Annotated in this window: 19 protein-coding genes, 1 tRNA gene and 1 pseudogene; 14 read left to right on the forward strand and 7 right to left on the reverse strand. The window is 59.6% G+C overall.

Annotated features, from left to right (window positions below; translation table 11 throughout):
• Positions 1-8 precede the first annotated feature (8 nt).
• A complete protein-coding gene (locus F7R06_RS09095) occupies positions 9-959 on the forward strand; it encodes an alpha-E domain-containing protein (protein ID WP_090324015.1) in 951 nt (316 codons plus the stop codon).
• On the forward strand, positions 956-1771 hold the full coding sequence (locus F7R06_RS09100) for a transglutaminase family protein (protein ID WP_090324014.1): 816 nt from the start codon (positions 956-958) through the stop codon (positions 1769-1771). Before F7R06_RS09095 ends, F7R06_RS09100 begins: the two co-directional genes overlap by 4 nt.
• 60 nt (positions 1772-1831) lie before the next feature.
• Here F7R06_RS09100 and F7R06_RS09105 read toward each other — a convergent pair whose 3' ends face one another.
• Complete coding sequence (locus F7R06_RS09105; protein WP_090324012.1) at positions 1832-2653, reverse strand: c-type cytochrome; 822 nt, start codon at positions 2651-2653, stop codon at positions 1832-1834.
• A 602-nt stretch (positions 2654-3255) separates the two neighbouring features.
• On the opposite strand from F7R06_RS09105, the gene F7R06_RS09110 reads away from it, so the two are divergent.
• The 3 genes from F7R06_RS09110 (at position 3256) to F7R06_RS09120 (ending at position 7454) form a co-directional block, all read left to right on the forward strand.
• A complete protein-coding gene (locus F7R06_RS09110) occupies positions 3256-4461 on the forward strand; it encodes an acetyl-CoA C-acetyltransferase (protein WP_090324010.1) in 1206 nt (401 codons plus the stop codon).
• Positions 4462-4485: 24 nt separating this feature from the next.
• Entirely contained in the window at positions 4486-6630 is a 2145-nt protein-coding gene (locus F7R06_RS09115) for a 3-hydroxyacyl-CoA dehydrogenase NAD-binding domain-containing protein (protein ID WP_090324008.1), read from the forward strand.
• Between the two features lie 95 nt (positions 6631-6725).
• Positions 6726-7454: an amidotransferase gene (locus F7R06_RS09120; protein ID WP_090324007.1), complete on the forward strand. Its 729-nt coding sequence runs from the start codon at positions 6726-6728 to the stop codon at positions 7452-7454.
• Positions 7455-7508: 54 nt separating this feature from the next.
• On the opposite strand, the gene F7R06_RS09125 is transcribed toward F7R06_RS09120, so the two are convergent.
• The 3 genes from F7R06_RS09125 to F7R06_RS09135 form a co-directional block, all read right to left on the reverse strand.
• Positions 7509-8480, reverse strand: a complete 972-nt coding sequence (locus F7R06_RS09125) for a magnesium and cobalt transport protein CorA (protein ID WP_090324005.1) — start codon at positions 8478-8480, stop codon at positions 7509-7511.
• Between the two features lie 160 nt (positions 8481-8640).
• Positions 8641-9363 carry a lysophospholipid acyltransferase family protein gene (locus F7R06_RS09130; RefSeq protein WP_090324003.1) on the reverse strand — a complete coding sequence of 241 codons (723 nt, stop codon included), beginning with the start codon at positions 9361-9363 and terminating at the stop codon, positions 8641-8643.
• 214 nt (positions 9364-9577) lie between these two features.
• Positions 9578-10267 carry a crotonase/enoyl-CoA hydratase family protein gene (locus F7R06_RS09135; RefSeq protein WP_090324002.1) on the reverse strand — a complete coding sequence of 230 codons (690 nt, stop codon included), beginning with the start codon at positions 10265-10267 and terminating at the stop codon, positions 9578-9580.
• Positions 10268-10575: 308 nt separating this feature from the next.
• Here F7R06_RS09135 and F7R06_RS09140 point away from each other — a divergent pair.
• The 8 genes and pseudogenes from F7R06_RS09140 (at position 10576) to F7R06_RS09175 (ending at position 14028) form a co-directional block, all read left to right on the forward strand.
• A tRNA-Ser gene (locus tag F7R06_RS09140) sits at positions 10576-10665 on the forward strand.
• Between the two features lie 165 nt (positions 10666-10830).
• Positions 10831-10974, forward strand: a pseudogene (locus F7R06_RS31055) (6-aminohexanoate hydrolase); the annotation flags it as partial.
• Positions 10971-11291, forward strand: coding sequence for a YbjQ family protein (locus F7R06_RS09150; protein ID WP_090324000.1), 321 nt, complete (start codon positions 10971-10973; stop codon positions 11289-11291). The pseudogene F7R06_RS31055 and the gene F7R06_RS09150, both read left to right, overlap by 4 nt.
• Before the next feature lie 141 nt (positions 11292-11432).
• On the forward strand, positions 11433-11621 hold the full coding sequence (locus tag F7R06_RS09155) for a hypothetical protein (protein ID WP_090327475.1): 189 nt from the start codon (positions 11433-11435) through the stop codon (positions 11619-11621).
• A 313-nt stretch (positions 11622-11934) separates the two neighbouring features.
• Positions 11935-12303, forward strand: coding sequence for a bacteriocin (locus F7R06_RS09160; protein WP_090323999.1), 369 nt, complete (start codon positions 11935-11937; stop codon positions 12301-12303).
• A 118-nt stretch (positions 12304-12421) separates the two neighbouring features.
• Positions 12422-12874 carry a glycine zipper domain-containing protein gene (locus F7R06_RS09165; RefSeq protein WP_425530740.1) on the forward strand — a complete coding sequence of 151 codons (453 nt, stop codon included), beginning with the start codon at positions 12422-12424 and terminating at the stop codon, positions 12872-12874.
• Between the two features lie 130 nt (positions 12875-13004).
• Entirely contained in the window at positions 13005-13184 is a 180-nt protein-coding gene (locus tag F7R06_RS09170; protein ID WP_090323996.1) for a hypothetical protein, read from the forward strand.
• A 148-nt stretch (positions 13185-13332) separates the two neighbouring features.
• Positions 13333-14028 carry an HAD-IA family hydrolase gene (locus F7R06_RS09175; protein WP_090323995.1) on the forward strand — a complete coding sequence of 232 codons (696 nt, stop codon included), beginning with the start codon at positions 13333-13335 and terminating at the stop codon, positions 14026-14028.
• A gap of 50 nt (positions 14029-14078) precedes the next feature.
• Here F7R06_RS09175 and F7R06_RS09180 read toward each other — a convergent pair whose 3' ends face one another.
• Positions 14079-14825 (reverse strand): 3-oxoacyl-ACP reductase family protein, encoded by a 747-nt coding sequence (locus tag F7R06_RS09180; protein ID WP_090323993.1) that lies wholly within the window; start codon positions 14823-14825, stop codon positions 14079-14081.
• A gap of 126 nt (positions 14826-14951) precedes the next feature.
• On the opposite strand from F7R06_RS09180, the gene F7R06_RS09185 reads away from it, so the two are divergent.
• The gene (locus F7R06_RS09185) at positions 14952-15875 is read left to right on the forward strand and encodes a LysR family transcriptional regulator (protein ID WP_090323992.1); all 924 of its coding nucleotides are present in this window, start codon (positions 14952-14954) and stop codon (positions 15873-15875) included.
• Between the two features lie 28 nt (positions 15876-15903).
• Here F7R06_RS09185 and F7R06_RS09190 read toward each other — a convergent pair whose 3' ends face one another.
• Both F7R06_RS09190 and F7R06_RS09195 read right to left on the reverse strand, forming a co-directional pair.
• Complete coding sequence (locus F7R06_RS09190) at positions 15904-16632, reverse strand: aspartate/glutamate racemase family protein (RefSeq protein WP_090323991.1); 729 nt, start codon at positions 16630-16632, stop codon at positions 15904-15906.
• Positions 16633-16688: 56 nt separating this feature from the next.
• Positions 16689-18230, reverse strand: coding sequence for an NCS1 family nucleobase:cation symporter-1 (locus tag F7R06_RS09195; RefSeq protein WP_090323989.1), 1542 nt, complete (start codon positions 18228-18230; stop codon positions 16689-16691).
• Between the last annotated feature and the right edge of the window lie 303 nt (positions 18231-18533).

An 18533-nucleotide genomic window follows, 5' to 3' on the forward strand; every position in this document is an offset into this window, starting at 1 on the left:
AGCCTGTCATGTTAAGTAGAACTGCCTCGGATCTGTATTGGATGTCGCGTTACCTGGAGCGGGCGGAAAACCTCGCACGGATGCTCGACATCAGTTATTCGCTGTCGCTGATGCCACAGGATGGACGCGGTGACGGCCTGCACGAACTGGCCATGCCGCTGCTGATCACCGGCACCCTGGATGATTACCTCGAACGCCACGGCGAATTGCACGCCGAACGACTGCTGCATTTTTTCGCCCTGGATGCGGCCAATCCGGCCAGCATCTACAGTTGCCTCGGTGCCGCGCGGGCCAGTGCCCACGCGGTACGTGGCCGAATCACCGCTGACATGTGGGAAAACATCAACGCGACCTGGCTGGAAATTCGCGGTATTGCCGAGCAAGGCTTGAGTCGCTACGGCATGAGCCGTTTCTGCGAGTGGATCAAGGAACGTTCCCACCTGTTTCGGGGCGCGTCCTACGGCACGATCATGCGTAACGATGCGTTCCGCTTCATTCGCCTGGGGACCTTCATCGAGCGCGCCGACAACACGCTGCGCCTGCTCGATGCCCGCTACGAGATGGCGGGTGATCAGGCCGAAGCGGTCAGCGATGGCACGGCCCACGCGTACTACCAGTGGAGTGCCTTGCTGCGGGCCTTGTCGTCATTCGAGGCCTACACCGAAATTTATCGCGACGCCCCCGGCGCCCGGCATGTGGCCGAGTTGCTGTTGCTGCGGGCGGATGTGCCGCGCTCCCTGCGGGCGTGCACCGAAGAAATCGACCAGATCCTTGCCCAGTTGCCAGGGGCCAACGGTCGTCCCGCGCAGCGCCTGGCTGCGGAAATGGACGCGCGACTGCGCTACACCGGCATCAACGAAATTCTCAACGAAGGCCTGCACGCCTGGCTCACCGAGTTCATCCCACTGGTGCGCCAGCTGGGTAACGCGATTCACAGTTCTTATCTGGAGGCGGCATGAGACTTTCGATTAGCCACGAGACCACCTATCACTACGAAGATCAGGTGCGGGCGAGCATCCAGTACCTGCGACTGACCCCCCATGACAGCGAGCGTCAGCACGTGCTCAGTTGGCAGCTTGACCTGCCGCGGCCGGTGCGCGCGCAACTCGATCCGTTCGGCAACATCCTGCACGTGCTGACGATGGACGAACCGCACGAAGCGATCATCATCGGCGCCCGTGGTCAGGTCGACATCGACGAGTTGCGCGAAGCCGAGCACGAAAGCCAGTCAGCGCTGCCGTTCGTGCGCTTCACGCGCCTGACCGAAGCCGACGCAGCCCTGCGCGCGTTTGCCGAAAAGGAGTGCAAGCAACGTCGGGATCGCACGGCGCTGATCGACTTGATGCATGGCCTGAACCAGCACATGACCTACACGCCAGGCGCCACCGAAGTGGACACCAGCGCGGCCCAGGCCTTCGCGGGTCGTTCGGGCGTGTGCCAGGACCACACCCACGCGTTCCTCGCCTGTGCCCGCAGCCTGGGGATTCCGGCGCGGTATGTCTCGGGCTACCTGTACAGCGAAAACAGCGAACACCTGGCCAGCCATGCCTGGGCCGAAGCCTGGCTCGATGACGGCTGGTACAGTTTTGACGTGACCAATGAACTGGCCCGGCCTGAGCGCCACTTGAAACTGGCGGTGGGCCTGGATTATCTGGATGCGTGCCCGGTGCGCGGGATGCGCCGTGGCGGCGGCTGTGAACAGATGCATGCCAAGGTGTTTGTTTCACCGACGCCGGTGCTGGCGCCGGTTATCTCAGTGCAACAACAATAAATAGCAACAGCGCACATCTCTGTAGGAGCTGGCTTGCCAGCTCCTACAAGGGGAATGTGATCAGGGCTTCACCTTGCGCCCAACCATATGCTTCAAATACCCCACCAGCATGCCCAGATCCTCATCCGGCAACACCTCGGCCGAGAATCCGGGCATCTTCGCTTGCGGCCACTGGCGCAAACTCTGCGGATCACGGATATAGCGCTTGAGGAAGTCCGCGCCGAAGTACTCGGTCGGGTTGTAGGGAATATTCAGGTCCGGTCCGAATTGCGCGTCACCGGCACCATTGAGGCGATGACAGGCCAGGCAGTTTTTCTGAAACAGCGCAAAACCCTTGTTGACCGGATCGTCCGCCTTCAACGCAGGATCGGGTAGCAGGGCAGGGAAGCGTTCGGCCACCGGAGCCATGCGCTTGATGCTCGCGACTTCGAACGGCCACTGCTCCGGGCTGATATTGCCCGCTTGCGGGTTGGTCCAGACCAGGTAGAACGGCCCGGCGCTGGGCTTGCCTTCGGACAGCGGCGGCCAGGGTTTGGCCGGATCCTCGATCGCCAGCCAGGCGCGCGCGCCTTGGGTATTGAGCAGCGGCGCAGCGGCCATCTCGGCGGCGAAACCGTCCAGGGCCACGGCTTGCAGATGGTCGTCCGGCTGTATGCCGGTCAGCAGTACAGACAGGGGCACGGCGCGATAGCTCATGTCCCGTTTATAGGAAACGTCGTTGGTGATCGTGATGGTCTGGGCTTGAGGATGCTTGAGCAGCTCCTCGGTCTGCCAGGTGCGATTGCTCGCGCCCAGCTCAAGGTTCAGCTGTGCGGCATACAGGGGCGTGCTGATGAGCAAGGCCCCGAACAGAATGAGCGTTTTCAAGGGATCGCCGTCCATGTCGTGGAAGTGCCACAAAGGTTGGCACAGCCACGCTGGCCCGGGTAGCGAGCCAGTCACATTTTTTAACGTGGCGATCTAAAACTCTGGTGCCGTATTGTTTGATGACCGACTAGCCGATCACCTTGGTCAGGTTCGGCAAAATCAACAGCAATGTGGTGGCGAAAAGAATGAGCCCGGCTTGACGAACTTTCGATTGTTTGAACATGGCTTGACCGCCTTTTTTGTTATTTCCTGATGCCTGCCTACATATCTCCATGACGGCAAGCGTTGCACTTCCTGTAGGACGAGCGCCTCGGCAAAACCCGACGACAACTTCGTATAACTTCACCTTAGAGCCCGCGTCTCGCTTGATTTAGATCCATTTCGTATGGAAATCCAACTAGATGCTATTAAAAAGGCATGAGGCCTATTGCCAGCTTCTTGGGCGGCCTTTTGCTAGACGCTTGCGTGTCCGCAAGCAGCCAATTGTGTCGCGGACTACCGTCCGTCTGAGCGTGTCCGTCAACGCCAGTGAGCGCTGCGGTCATTGAATCCCTTGCGTCCGGGGACAAGAGTGGGGGCTCTGTGTTTACTCACCTGCACTGCGGTTCGAGGACGTCATGACCCAAGCTTTGATTTTCGACGCGATACGCACGCCCCGTGGCAAAGGCAAGGCTGATGGCGCCTTGCACAGTGTCAAACCGGTGAACCTGGTGGCCGGGTTGTTCACGGCGCTGCAACAGCGAACCGACCTCGATACCCGTCAGGTCGATGACGTGGTGCTTGGCTGTGTGACACCGGTCGGCGATCAAGGCGCCGATATCGCCAAAACCGCCGCTCAGGTGGCGGATTGGGACGTCAGCGTGGCGGGGGTGCAGATCAATCGTTTCTGCGCGTCGGGGCTGGAGGCGGTGAACCTCGGGGCCATGAAGGTTCGTTCCGGTTTTGAAGACCTGGTGGTGGTCGGTGGAGTCGAGTCCATGTCCCGAGTCCCGATGGGCAGCGATGGAGGGGCCTGGGCACTGGACCCGCAGACCAATCTGCACAGCCACTTCACGCCCCAGGGCGTGGGTGCCGATCTGATCGCGACCCTTGAAGGCTTCAGCCGCGTGGACGCCGATGCCTATGCGCTGCATTCCCAGCAAAAAGCCGCGCGGGCGCGGGCCAATGGCTCGTTCAACAAATCGCTGGTGCCGGTGCGGGACCAGAACGGCATCATCCTGCTCGATCACGATGAGTTCATCCGTGCCGACTCGACCCTCGAGGGCCTGGGCAAACTCAAGCCCAGTTTTGAGATGATCGGGCAGATGGGCTTCGATGCCACCGCGCTGCGGGTCTACAGCCATGTGGAGCGGATCAATCACGTGCATACACCCGGCAACAGTTCCGGGATCGTCGATGGCGCGGCGTTGATGCTGATCGGCTCGGAGGCCAAGGGCCGGGCGTTGGGCTTGCAGCCCAGGGCGCGGATTGTCGCCACGGCAGTGACCAGTACCGACCCGACCATCATGCTCACCGGCCCTGCGCCCGCCACCCGAAAGGCACTGGCCAAGGCCGGGCTGCGGGTGGAAGACATTGATCTGTTCGAGGTCAACGAGGCGTTTGCCTCGGTGGTGTTGAAGTTCATCAAGGACATGGCCGTCGATCCGAACAAGGTCAACGTCAACGGTGGCTCCATCGCCATGGGTCATCCGTTGGGCGCCACCGGCTGCGCGATTCTCGGCACCTTGCTCGATGAACTGGAAAGCCGGCGCCTGCGCTATGGCCTCGCGACCCTGTGTGTCGGCGGCGGCATGGGCATTGCCACCATCATCGAACGCCTCTGAGCCCCGAATTCAAGGACAAGTGACATGACCCAAGCCATACGTTATGAAAAAGGCCAGGACCGGATCGTCGTGCTGACCATCGACATGCCGGGCCAGAGCGCCAACACCATGAACGCGGTTTACCGTGAAGCCATGGCAGACTGCGTCGCCCGTCTGGTCGCCGGCAAGGACGCCATCGCCGGCGTCATCATCACCTCAGCCAAGAAAACCTTCTTCGCCGGCGGCGATCTCAATGAGCTGATCAAAGTCGGCAAGCCTGAGGCCAAAGCCTTTTACGAAATGGTGCTGACCCTCAAGGGACAACTGCGCACCCTGGAAACCTTTGGCAAACCGGTGGTCGCCGCGATCAACGGCGCGGCATTGGGCGGTGGCTGGGAGATCTGCCTGGCCTGCCATCATCGCGTGGCGCTGGATCATCCGTCGGTCCAACTCGGCTTGCCGGAAGTGACCCTGGGTCTGCTGCCGGGCGGCGGCGGGGTGGTGCGCATGGTGCGCATGCTCGGCCTGGAAAAAGCCCTGCCGTATCTGCTCGAAGGCAAAAAAATACGGCCACAGCAGGCAATGCAGGTGGGGTTGATCGACGAGTTGGCAGCCGATCACGAAGAACTGATGGCCAAGGCGCGAGCCTGGATTGTCGCTAACCCGGTAGCGCTGCAACGCTGGGACGTGAAGGGTTATCAGATTCCCGGTGGTACGCCATCGAACCCGAAAGTTGCGCAGATGCTGGCCATTGCGCCGTCGATCCTGCGCAGCAAGACCCAGGGCTGCCTGCCGGCGCCGGAGAAAATCCTCTGCGCCGCCGTGGAAGGCGCCCAGGTCGACTTTGACACCGCGCATCTGATCGAAACGCGCTACTTCACCGAGCTGACCACCGGCCAGGTCTCGAAGAACCTGATCGGCACCTTCTGGTTCCAGCTCAATGAAATCAATGCCGGTGGCTCGCGACCCCAGGGCTTTGCCCCGTACGTCACGCAGAAGGTCGGGGTGCTCGGTGCCGGGATGATGGGCGCGGGCATTGCCTTTGTCAGCGCCTCTGCCGGCATCAACGTGGTGCTCAAGGACATCAACCTCGCGGCAGCAGAGAAGGGCAAGGCGCATTCGGCGGCGCTGCTGGACAAGAAAGTCGCACGCGGGCAAATGAGTGCCGAGCAGCGAGAAGGCATTCTGGCGCGCATTCAGACCACTGAAGACGATGCAGATCTGGCCGGTTGCGATCTGATCATTGAAGCGGTGTTTGAAGACCGCGAACTGAAGGCCAAAGTCTCCCTGGCTGCGCAAAAGGTCGTCGGCCCGGACGCGGTGATCGCTTCCAACACATCGACCCTACCGATCAGCGGCCTGGCCACGGCGGTGCCGGACCAGAGCAAGTTCATCGGCCTGCATTTCTTCAGTCCCGTGGACAAAATGGCCCTGGTGGAAATCATCAAGGGGGCCAACACCAGCGATGAAACCCTGGCTCGCGGGTTTGACTTCGTCCTGCAAATCAAGAAAACCCCGATTGTGGTCAACGACAGTCGTGGTTTCTTCACGTCGCGGGTGTTCGGCACGTTCACCAATGAAGGCATCGCCATGCTCGGTGAAGGCATCAGCGCGCCGATGATCGAGACCGAAGCGCGCAAGGCCGGCATGCCCATCGGTCCGTTGGCGATCTCTGACGAGGTTTCCCTCAGTCTGATGAGCCATATCCGCCAGCAAACCGCCAAAGACTTGCAAGCCGAAGGCAAACCGCTGGTCGAGCATCCGGCCTTCGCTGTAATTGACCTGCTGCTCAATGAGTACAAGCGCCCGGGCAAGGCCGCAGGAGGTGGTTTCTACGACTATCCCGCAGGCGGCCAGAAGCATCTCTGGCCAGGGTTGAAAACCCGGTTTGAGAAGGTTGACGGACAGATTTCACCCAAGGACGTGCGCGATCGGCTGCTGTTCGTGCAGGCCATCGAAACCGTGCGCTGCCTGGAGGAGGGCGTGCTGACGTCGACGGCGGATGCCAACGTCGGCTCGATCTTCGGCATCGGCTTCGCGGCGTGGACCGGCGGGGCACTGCAGTTCATCAATCAATACGGGGTCCAAGACTTTGTTGCCCGTGCCCAGTACCTGGCCGGACAATATGGTGAACGCTTCGCGCCGCCGGCACTGCTGCTGGAGAAAGCCGCCAAGGGGGAGGCGTTTTAAGGGGGGATTGATGCATGCCGGGGCTTGCCTTGCCACTGTGTTTCAAGGCAGGCTCTGGGGTGTGCATTATTCCCATCACGTGTCAGGTATTTTTTATGTCGTTACGCATCTGCATTCTGGAAACCGACATCCTGCGTCCGGAATTGGTTGACCAGTACCAGGGCTACGGGCAGATGTTCAAGCGCCTGTTTTCGCAGCAACCCATCGCCGCCGAGTTCACCGTCTACAACGTGATGCAGGGTGAGTACCCGAGCGATGAGCTGACCTTCGACGCTTACCTGGTCACCGGCAGCAAGGCCGATTCCTTCGGCACCGACCCCTGGATCCAGACCCTCAAGACCTACCTGCTGACCCGCTACGAACGTGGCGACAAGCTGCTGGGCGTGTGCTTCGGTCATCAATTGCTGGCCCTGTTGCTGGGCGGCAAGAGTGAGCGCGCCATCCAGGGCTGGGGCGTCGGCACCCATCAATACAAACTCGCAGCCAAGGCGCCGTGGATGAGTCCGCTGAAGGAAGAGCTGACGTTGTTGATCAGCCACCAGGATCAGGTCACAGCGCTTCCGGAAAACGCCACGGTGATTGCCTCCAGCGATTTCTGCCCGTTTGCCGCGTACCACATCAACGATCAAGTGCTGTGCTTCCAGGGCCACCCCGAGTTCATCCACGACTATTCGCGGGCACTGCTGGAAATTCGCCAGCAAGCGCTGGGAGAAGAGATTTTCTCTAAAGGTATCCAGAGCCTGGAGCATGAACACCACGGCACCACGGTGGCCGAGTGGATGATGCGATTTGTGGCACACAAGCCGGAAAATCAGGCGGTGTAAGACGGCGGCATCACACCTGTGGCGAGGGAGCAAGCTCCCTCGCCACAGCGTTTGTCAAAGCCAGCCTGACTTCTTGAAACTCGCCCACAAACCCACACACCCCACCGTAATAAATCCCAGCACCGCGAAATACCCGTAGTGCCAGCTCAGCTCCGGCATGTTCTGGAAGTTCATCCCGTAAATCCCCGCCACCGCCGTCGGGAACGCCAGAATCGCCGCCCATGCCGCGAACTTGCGCTGCACCACGCTCTGGCGTGAAGCCTCCAGCAATACCCCGACCTCGATGGTCTGGCTGGCAATATCGGCCAGGGTCGTCAGGTCTTCCAGCTGTCGGGTGACATGGATTTGCACATCGCGGAAGTACGGGCGCATGTTCTTGTCGATGAACGGGAAGTTCAGCTTTTGCAGTTCCTCACCTATCTCCACCATCGGTGCCGCGTACCGGCGCAGCCGCAATACGTCCCGGCGCAGACTGTGCAGGTTCTGGATGTCGCGCTCATTCAGCGAGCCGCACAGGACGTTGCGTTCCAACTCATCGATACGGGCATGAATGGCTTCGCCCATCGGTTGGTAGTTCTCGATGACGAAATCGAGGATGGCATAGAGTACGAAATCTTCCCCGTGCTCCAGCAACAGCGGACGCGCCTCACACCGTTGTCGGACATAGGCGTAGGACGCCGAATGTCCGTTGCGGGCCGTGATGATGTAGCCCTTGCCGGCAAAGATATGAGTCTCGATAAACTTGAGTTTGCCGTCTTCCATGATGGGGGAATAGGTGACGATGAACAGTGCATCGCCGAAGGTTTCCAGTTTCGGCCGGCTGTGTTTCTCCAGGGCATCTTCAATCGCCAGTTCGTGCAGGTTGAACTGGCGTTGCAGGTTATACAGTTCCTCTTCGTTCGGCTCTTCGAGGCCGATCCAGACGAAGTGACCGGGCTTTGCAGCCCAGGCCGCGCCTTCATCGAGGGTGATATTGGTGACTTTCTTCCCGGCGCTGTAAACCGCAGCAGCAACAACTCTACCCATGATGTTTTTTCACTTCTTATTGGCAGCAATCTATTGGCAAATGGCCGTGGCAGGCAGTGATCAGCTTAATCCTCTCTACTGCTTGAGAGTCAGTGAAATCTGCTGAGTTCGCAGGCAAAAGTTCGCAGTCAAAAGAAAACCCGCACAAGGCGGGTTTCTTTCAGGCGGCTTGCAGTTGTCGGTCCATCGAGTCGATGCATTCACGCATCTGCTCTCGGCATTGGGCCATCAGCATGGGCATGTCATCCAGGCTCAAACCCGCCGTGGGAATGGCCGGTAGCGAGCGAATCAGAATTTTCCCACTGCGCCAGCGGTTCAATCGCATGTGATTGACGTAACTGCTGACACACACCGGCACGATCGGCACCCCGGCAGCGATCGCCATTTGGAAGGCGCCTTTCTTGAACGGCAACAGCTCTTCGCCCAGATTGCGTGTGCCTTCCGGGAAGACCCAAATCGAGGTGTCTTCGTTTTGCAGGGTGTGCGTGGTGGTCAGCATCGATTGGCGCGCCTTCTGCGCATTGCCGCGATCGATCAGCACATTGCCGGCCAGCCAGAACAACTGGCCGAACAGGGGAACCCATTTCAGGCTCTTTTTGCCGATGCATACGGTGCGCCGGGGCACCACGTTGCCAAACACGAACAGATCATAGTTGGACTGGTGGTTGGCGATGATCACGCAGCTGTCGGGTTTGTTCATCAAGGGGCCGACATCGGCTTTTACCCGCAAGCGCAAAATGCACATTGCTGGCCATGAATAGAGGCGCGCGCATAAACGGCTGTTGTCCGGATTGAACGGGCGGCACAGGCCGAGCACCACACCCAACATACCTGCCAGGATAAAGTGCAGGCCCATCAATGACATACGTAAAGCAAACAGCATTTGCAGGCCCCACCGGGACAAAAGGTGGCGCAGTGTACGGATGTGCACTGTTTTCGGCAATTGCCGTTATATAGGTAGGAGATAGACGATGTTTGAGCGCATGTTTCCGACTGATGGGTCAGACGCATGCCAGAGCGGTTGCAGGCTTTTTCAACGGAGCAGGTGCGAAAAAGCCCGACGCGACGGTCGGGCTCTTCGTTATTGCCGGCTTGGATTAGCCCAGATGTTCCTGATCCAGGATGATTGCGTTATCCAGGGCTTCCAAAAACGCTTTGCGCACTTTCAGTTTGGTGTTCTTGTGCGCCGTCATGTTGATCTTCTTCAACTGACGAGCCGCAGCCAATGCTGCGCCTTGCAGTTCTTCGGCCGACACCACGACGTCGAGGAAGCCGGCATCCACGGCGCTCTTCGGGTTGAACATCTCACCGTTGATGACCGAACGCGGGAACGCCGATTTGCTCAAGCGATCACGGGCGATCTCGATGCCGGCGTGGTGCATGGTCATGCCGATCTGCACTTCGTTCAGGCCAATGCTGAACGGGCCGTCCGTACCGATACGGTAGTCGGCCGACAACAGCAGGAAGGCACCCTTGGCCACCGCATGACCAGTGCACGCCAAAATCACCGGGAATGGGTGCGACAACAGGCGACGGGCCAGCGTCGAGCCGGCAGTCACCAGCGAGACCGCTTCCTTGGGGCCGGACGTCATCACTTTCAGGTCGTAACCGCCCGAGAGAATCCCGGGCGTACCGGTAATGATCACCACCGCCCGATCAGTCACCGCCTGATCCAGCGCAGCGTTAAACGCAGCAATCACGTCCGGAGAGATGGCATTCACCTTGCCATTGCTCAAGGTCAGGGTCGCGATACCGTCTTCGAGATGGTAGGAAATCAACTCACTCATGACGCTAGTCCTTTTAATAAAGTTGGGCAGACGTTACTCACCGTCACAGGCCAGGTAAAGCGCCGTGACTGACCCGCCAGTCACGCTTTGCGTGCCCGGCAAGCAGGCTGCGCCACGCCCGCCATGCATTGCCCTCTATATAGAAGGGCGGCCGGAGCCGGAGAATGGCCGGTTTGCCATTGCCTTCATCGGTTCGAAACCCCCGATCGAGTTAAGCGCATGAAAATTCTCAAAAAAATGTTTGCCAACAGAAAAGCTTTCGACTACATTAGCGCGCCTCGACAGACAGAACATGTTTGAAGAGATACGGTGAAGTGTCCGAGTGGCTTAAGGAGCACGCCTGGAAAGTGTGTATACAGGAAACTGTATCGAGAGTTCGAATCTCTCCTTCACCGCCACATTCGATGTAAACAAAACCCCTGGTTTCGAAAGAAGCCGGGGGTTTTGTGTTTTTGGCGGGTCAATTTCTGACGGGGCATGGCTTCAAGCAAAGGTGCTTTCGGTTTGATGGAGGACAAGGGGCTGACGTGTGATATGTCAGTTTGGAAAATCGATGCAACTAACGTATCTCTATCGACCCGAAGGCCGAGATGGTAATCGTTCGCTACGCATCGCATCCGGTTGCCAGCAACTCCGCCAATGATCCTGTGACATTGCCGGCATTCGACGCGCTGGCTCAATACCTGAGCAGGAAGGAAAACCAATGATCACCACCACGACCCACGCCATCGAAGGCCGTCAAATCACCGCCTACCTGAATATCGTCAGCGCCGAGTCGGTACAGGGCGTCAATGTTGTGCGTGATGTCTTCGCCGGGATGCGTGACTTTTTCGGTGGGCGCTCCCAGACCCTGGAGCGTGCGCTGCAGGAAGCGCGAATCCAGGCCACTGACGAAATCAAGGAGCGGGCCCGGGCGCTTCAAGCGGATGCGCTGGTGGGACTCAATTATGAGATCAGCATGCCGGCCGGGAAGGGTGGAATGGTCGTGGTGTTTGTCACCGGGACGGCGGTGAAGCTGAGATGACGCGTGGGCCATTCGTCGGGCATTTGGCAAACTGAATATCAAGTCCAGTAATGACCGGCTAGTCTCAAACGCTTGGTGATGGGTATTTTTCAGGCAAAGGGCTTGCCGGTATCGATCACGCATTTGAGAGGGGGTGAAGAGATGGCTGATCCGTATATCGAAGACGACGGGGCAGAGTTTCCGATCAACAATTGCGTGCAGTGTGGACAAACGGTCTATGTGGCGAGTTTCGGTGAAGATCAGACCGAGGTCGACAGGATCAAATCCAGGGCACGCCGAGTGCTGAAAGCCAAATTTTTACCCAGGATAGCGGCACCGGTCAGGAAGTGATTCAACCGCCAGCAGACCCCGTCATTGAACGGGGTTTTTTATGTCTGGCGGATTATTTAACCGTTTGTTTCTGCGAATTATCTTTCACAAAGTTTTCACAGCGCCTTACGTAGGCTCAACTCATCCGTTAGAAAGCAACACCCTGCCCGTTCCCCAGCGGGCTTTTTTTTGTCCGGCATAAAACCTTTTCGATAAATGCTGTCCAACCGTCGCCAATAACGAGGTTGAGCACACGCATGTCTGGACTTTTTCGTCTCTAAAGCATTCAATCTCGCCCCTTTCGATTTACACCCTTTTTGTTGAGGTTTTTGTCATGCGTTTCACTCTGCCTGCTTTGGTTCTGGGTCTTCTGGTTGCTCAAGGTGCAATGGCTGGCGACGGCACTGCTGCCGTTGGTGGCGGTTTGGGCGGCGCGCTGGGTAACGTCGTGGGCCAGAGCATGGGTGGTAGCACTGGCGCAGCGATCGGTGCTGGCGTAGCAGGCGCGGCGGGCAGTGCCGTTGCAGCCAAGAAAGGCCATCGCACCAGCGCCGCTATCGGCGGTGGCGTTGGCGCGGCCGGTGGTTCGGTGATCGGTAACAGCCTGGGCGGCAAGGCCGGTTCGACTATCGGTGCAGGTCTGGGTGGTGCATTGGGCGGCGGCGTTGGTAGCAACCTGGCCAATGGTCACAAGCGTCACTGATTCTGATCGGCGACTCAAAAAGCCCGGCTCGACGCCGGGCTTTTTCGTTTATGAACGATTTTCTCTGCGTTGCCTCCAAGTGATAAGCCCATTGAATACGAGGCATGCCATGGCCCCCATGACTAAAAGCAAGGAAGTGAAGATGTCCGGCTGTTTGACGTTGCCTGCGCTGGTTTTAGGCCTGTTGCTCACACCGCTGGCGATGGCGGCCGGTGATGGTACGGCGGCGGTCGGCGGTGGCCTTGGCGGCGCGCTGGGTAATGTGGTCGGCGGACAAATGGGTGGCAGCACGGGTGCCGCGATTGGTGCCGGTGTGGGTGGTGCCGCCGGTAGTGCGGTCGGCGCACCCAAGGGCAGTCGTACGGAAGCCGCGATTGGCGGTGGGCTGGGCTCCGCAGGGGGCTCGGTGATCGGCAACAGCCTCGGTGGGTCTACCGGTTCGACCATCGGCGCAGGCCTGGGCGGGGCAGCGGGTGGTGCGGTCGGCAACAATCTGGGCAGCGACAATGGCGGCTCCCATTCCGGTGGCGGTCATAAACACAAGAATAAACACGGAAACAAACATCACTGACGGGGTGTCGCACTCCACCCAAAACCCGGACGCGCGCCGGGTTTTTCGTTTCCGTCGGCAGGGCGCTGGAACGTTTGACTGAGCGTCGCCTCGAACGTGATACACCCCCCAGAACAATGCGAGGCATGCCATGACTCCGGAAACCGAAGGCAAGGAAGAAAAGGGCCCAAGTGGACTGCCGTTCATCAATGATCCCGGTAATGAAGATCCGGGTTCTCTGATGGATGACGCCACGGTGCCGCTCAACGATTCGGATGACGCGGGCGACGTGGGCAACACCGAGTTTGAGGATGAGGACGACCAGGATTGAGCGGCGTCGCGATTATCTGTGTATTGAAACATCAGGTGCCCGTTGCCCTGAGCCGGCTGCGCTCGTTATGCTGCTGAAACCTTTAATCAGTCATCGAGCCGGCCGCAATCGAGCCGCCTGGGATGATGTTGAAAACGGATCAGATGCGATGAGTGCAGCGCTGGATGAGTTCGGCCCGATCAAGGCTGTGATATTCGATATGGACGGCTTGTTGCTGGACACCGAGGGCATCTACACCGAGGTCACGTCGATCATTGCCGAGCGCTATGGGCGCACGTTCGACTGGAGCATCAAGCAGAACATCATCGGTCGTGGTGCGGGTGATCTGGCGCGCTATGTGGTCAAGGCGCTGGACCTGCCCATGAGTGCCGAAGAGTTCCTGGTGATCCGCGAACCCCTGATGCGCGAGCGTTTTCCTACCGCTCAGGCCATGCCTGGCGCACAGGAACTGGTACGGCATCTGAAGGCCAATAACATCCCCATTGCGGTGGGTACCAGCTCTTCGAGCCAGTCATTCGGCCAGAAAACCACCTTGCACCGCGACTGGTTCGCGCTGTTCGACATCATCGTCACGGCCGATGACCCGGAAGTCGGCGCAGCCAAACCGGCGCCGGATATTTTCCTCACCGCAGCCCGGCGCCTGGGTGTCGCCCCGCAAGATTGCCTCGTGTTCGAAGATTCACCCTTTGGCGTCACGGCGGCGAAAGCGGCGGGGATGACGGCGATTGCGATTCCCGATGCGGCCATGGCTGACGAAAAATACGCACACGCCGATGGCATTCTTCGCACGCTGAAAGCGTTCAAGCCAAGTGCTTGTGGTTTGCCGGCCCTCGAATGGGCCTGACAACGGACAATGTGGGAGCAAGCTCCCACATTTGATTGACCTCTAACTCATCAAGCGCCGAAACCACCGTCGATGGTCAGGCTCGCACCGGTGATGTAGCCGGCCTCGGGACCGACGAGGTAGGCGACGAAACTGGCAATTTCTTCGGCTTTGCCGTAACGGCCGACGGCCATCAGTGGAATCAGGCTGTCGGCGAAATCACCGTCGGCCGGGTTCATGTCCGTGTCGACCGGCCCCGGTTGCACGTTGTTGATGGTGATGCCTTTCGGGCCAAGATCGCGGGCCAGGCCCTTGGTCAGGCCGACCAGTGCCGACTTGCTCATCGCGTACGGGCCGCCACCGGCGAAGGGCATGCGATCGGCGTTGGTGCTGCCGATGTTGATGATGCGACCGCCTGCGGTCATGTGCCGGGCGGCGGCCTGGGTGGCGATGAACACGCTGCGCACGTTGATGGCCAGTGTCTGGTCGAAGTCTTCGAGCTTGAAATCTTCCAGTGGCGCAACGGCCAGCACGCCTGCGTTGTTGACCAGGATATCCAGTTGGCCAAAGGCTTCCACGGTGGCGGTCACCGCGCCACGAATGGCTTCGGCGTCGGCGCTGTCAGCCTTGATGGCCAGGGCTTTGCCGCCGTTCCCAATGATGCTGTTCTGCAGCTCTTCGGCCTTGGCCGTGGAGCTGACGTAGGTAAAGGCGACTGCCGCGCCTTCAGCCGCCAGGCGCTTGACGATGGCCGCGCCGATGCCGCGGGAACCGCCTTGAATCAAAGCCACTTTGCCGCTGAGGTTCTGAGTAGTCATATCGATCTCCAAAGTCCCGAGGCGAGATTGCCTTGGTTGATGGAGCCTAGTATTGATTCGGGATTACAGGCTGAGTAGACCGCCATTGCGATAGTCTGTGTAAACCAAAAGTTTATAGTGGCGACTATGGAAACCTTCAGCAGTATCGAATGCTTCGTACGCAGTGCCGAGGTCGGCAGTTTCGCCGAGGCTGCACGGCGCTTGAGCCTGACGCCGGCGGCAGTAGGTAAAAGCGTGGCCAAACTCGAAGCCCGGCTGGGCGTCCGGTTGTTCCAGCGCAGCACTCGCCGCCTGACGCTCACCGAGGCCGGTCAGCTGTTTCTCGATGAAGTCAGTGCCAGTCTGCACACCATCCAGAACGCCGTGGCCAATCTGGCCAGTGCCGAGGGGCGACCGGCGGGGACGCTGAAAGTCAGCATGGGCACCGTGTTCGGGCGTCTGTATGTCGTACCCTTGCTTGGGGAGTTTCTAAGGCGCTTCCCGGCGATCAACCCCGACTGGCATTTCGATAATCGTCAGGTCGACTTGATCGGCCAGGGTTTCGATGCTGCGATTGGTGGCGGATTCGAGCTGCCCCAAGGCGTGGTGGCGCGCAAGCTGACCCCGGCCCACCGTGTGCTGGTGGCGTCCGCCGACTACCTGGCAGCACATGAAGCCATTGCCGGGCCCGACGATCTCAAACTTCACGACGGCATCCTGATTCGCTCGCCGCAGACCGGCCGGGTGCGTTCCTGGCAGTTGACCAGTCGTAGCCAGCAACACAGTCCATTGGTGCTCAAAGCGCGAATGACCATGAGCGATTCTGAAGCGGCCTGCGCAACGGCCACCCAGGGCTTGGGCATTGCGCTGGTGAGCATGCCGTTCGCCTCGGGTTATCTGGAAGCGAGGACCTTGCAGCGGGTGTTGCCGGACTGGTATGTCGACGACGGCAATATTTCTATCTATTACGCCGAGCATAAATTGCTGCCGGGCAAGACTCGGGCGTTTGTGGATTTTATTATTGAGCAGTTTGCCGAGCAGGGGCTGACGCAGAGGTTTAGTGCTTTATGAGCCTGCTCGCGATGAACGATGACGCGGTCTACTGCCCAAACCGCCCCGGCCAGCCAATAATCCTTTTCGGCCGTGGCGTCGCGTAAGTCCGCACTTTCGATGTCGACAACCCCAGACGCACCAGGGATTCGGCAATGGTCACCGCCGCCGTCACACCGTCCACCACCGGCACTCCGGTGCGTCGGCGAATCTGTTCATCCAGCCCGGCCATGCCGCCGCAGCCGAGGCAAATCACCTCGGCCTTGTCCTGGGTCACCGCCAGTTCGGCCTGATGCACGATAGCTTCCAGTGCGCGTTGCGGTTCGTGCTCCAGCTCCAGTACCGCCAGACCACTGGCCCGCACCGACGCGCAACGATCCCAGAGCCCGGAGAGTTTGAGACGATCCTCGATCAGCGGCACCGTACGGTCGAGGGTCGTGACCACCGAATAGGCATGGCCGAGAAACATCGCGGTGCTCGCCGCCGCATCGGTGATGTCCACCACCGGCACGTTGAGCAGTTCCTGCAGGCCTTCGCGGCCGTGCTCGCCGTAGCCGGCTTGAATGACGGCGTCGAAGGGTTGGTCGTAGGACATCACCCGATCCATCACCGCAATGGCCGCCAGATAGCTTTCAAAGTTGCCTTCGACGGAATCGGCACCGAAGTGCGGCGTCAGGCCGACGATTTCCGTGCCGGGGGAGGCAACGGCCTGGGCCGAGCGGGCGATGGCCTGGGTGATGGATTCGGTGGTGTTGACGTTGACCACGAGAATTCGCATGGGGAGTCCTTATTGCGCGGTGATTCGCGGCCCGGGCATGCCGGGCCGCCGGGTGATTAATGACTGACGTTGTCGACCGCGATCGCTTCGCCGCTGACATCGGCGTAGTGCGGTTGGCGTTTGGCGATGATCAGGTAGAGCATCCCGGCAATCCCGGCGCCGATCAGCCACGAGAACGGCGACACGAGGTGGAAGCCCGGCACCAGTGCCAGGACGATGGCGATCAGGGCAGCAGGAATGAACGCCGCCACGGCGCGCAGGTTGACCCCTCGGCTGTAGTAATAGGCGCCGTTCGGGTCTTCGCTGTACAACTGCGGCACGTTGACCTGACCTTTTCGTATCAGCCAGTAGTCGACCATGATCACGCCATACAGCGGCCCGAGCAGGGCGCCGAGGCCTGACAGGAAGTACACGATCACCAGCGGGCTGTTGTAGAGGTTCCAGGGCAGGATCAGCACGGCGATGGTCGCGCTGATCAGCCCGGCGCGACGGAACGTCAGGTATTTCGGCGCCAGGTTGCTGAGTACGAAGGCCGGGGCGACGAAGTTGGCCATGATGTTGACCGCGACTGTGACGATGAGGAACGCCAGACAGCCAAGTACCAGGAAGAAGGTGTTGGGGATCGAGGCGATAATTTCTGTAGGGCTTTCAATAATGTGGCCATTGATCTGGAATTGCGCGCCGCACAGCAGCACCGTGATCGAGGCAAACACCAGAATGTTGACCGGCAGGCCCCAGAAATTGCCGACCTTGATGGTCTTGCGGCACGGCGAAGAACGGGCGAAGTCGCAGAAATTCAGGATCAGCGTGCCGTAGATCGCCAGCCACAGCGCGCCACCGGCGAAGATGTTGCGCCACATCTCGCCACCGGTCAGGGGGTCGCGGATCGACCAGGCGATGGTCGCATTGGCCTGGGTGTACATCCACGCGGCGAGTGCCGCGACAGTCAGCAGGATCACCGGCCCGGCAAAGGCCTCGTAGCGTCGCACCATCTCCATGCCATAGGCGAGGATCGCCAGCTGCACGAACCAGATCGCCACGAAGCACACCCAGCCCAGGGTCGACAAACCGAGGATCGAGTTGTGGTCGTAGTCGGCGAATCCGGGGTGGACGGCGGTCAACAAGACGCGGAACACCACCGAGGCCAGGTATGTCTGAATGCCGAACCAGGCAATGGCGATGACGGCGCGGATCAACGCGGGAATCTGCGCACCGTGAATACCGAAACTGATGCGGCTGATGACCGGGAAGGGCACCCCGGTCTTCTGGCCCATGTAGCCGGAAAGGTTCATGAAGCAATACACCAGCGCCGCGCCAATCCCCAGGGACAGCAGAATCTGCCAGCCACCCAGGCCCAGGGCGTAGAGGCCGATGGCGAACGAATAGTTGGCGATGTTGTGAACGTCGTTGGTCCATAGGGCAAAGATGCTGTAGCGACCCCAGCGCCGGCCTTCGGCCTTGGTCGGTGCCAGGTCCTTGTTATGCAGGCGCGGGCTGAGTGCCACGGGGGATTGCAGGGTTGGGTCACCAGGTGTGTGCGTGACGTGGGAGGAGGGTAGATCCAGCGCGATAGTGTTATTGGAGAGACTTGTACGCATTCCGGCAGGCTCCTGATGCTCGACGCCGCGATGACTGTGCATGAGCGCAAGGGCTCGACAAATCTTCGTCGCGGGTGGCGAATATCATTGGTTACGGGGCATCTGCAGCCTGTACGGGATAGGGCGCTTCAGGCTTGCGGATCTAATGTGTGTGTATGTTTTGAGATTATTGTATACAAAACATGTATGCACCTTTGCCAGATCCATGCCAGCCAGGAATCTATAAAGTCAGCTGCTCATTTCATTTTGTTATGGGTTGATGCTAAGTGCCTGAAAAAAGGCGATATAAATTGACCGTTCGAA

It is taken from the genome of Pseudomonas moorei, assembly GCF_008801475.1.
Lineage (GTDB): Bacteria > Pseudomonadota > Gammaproteobacteria > Pseudomonadales > Pseudomonadaceae > Aquipseudomonas > Aquipseudomonas moorei.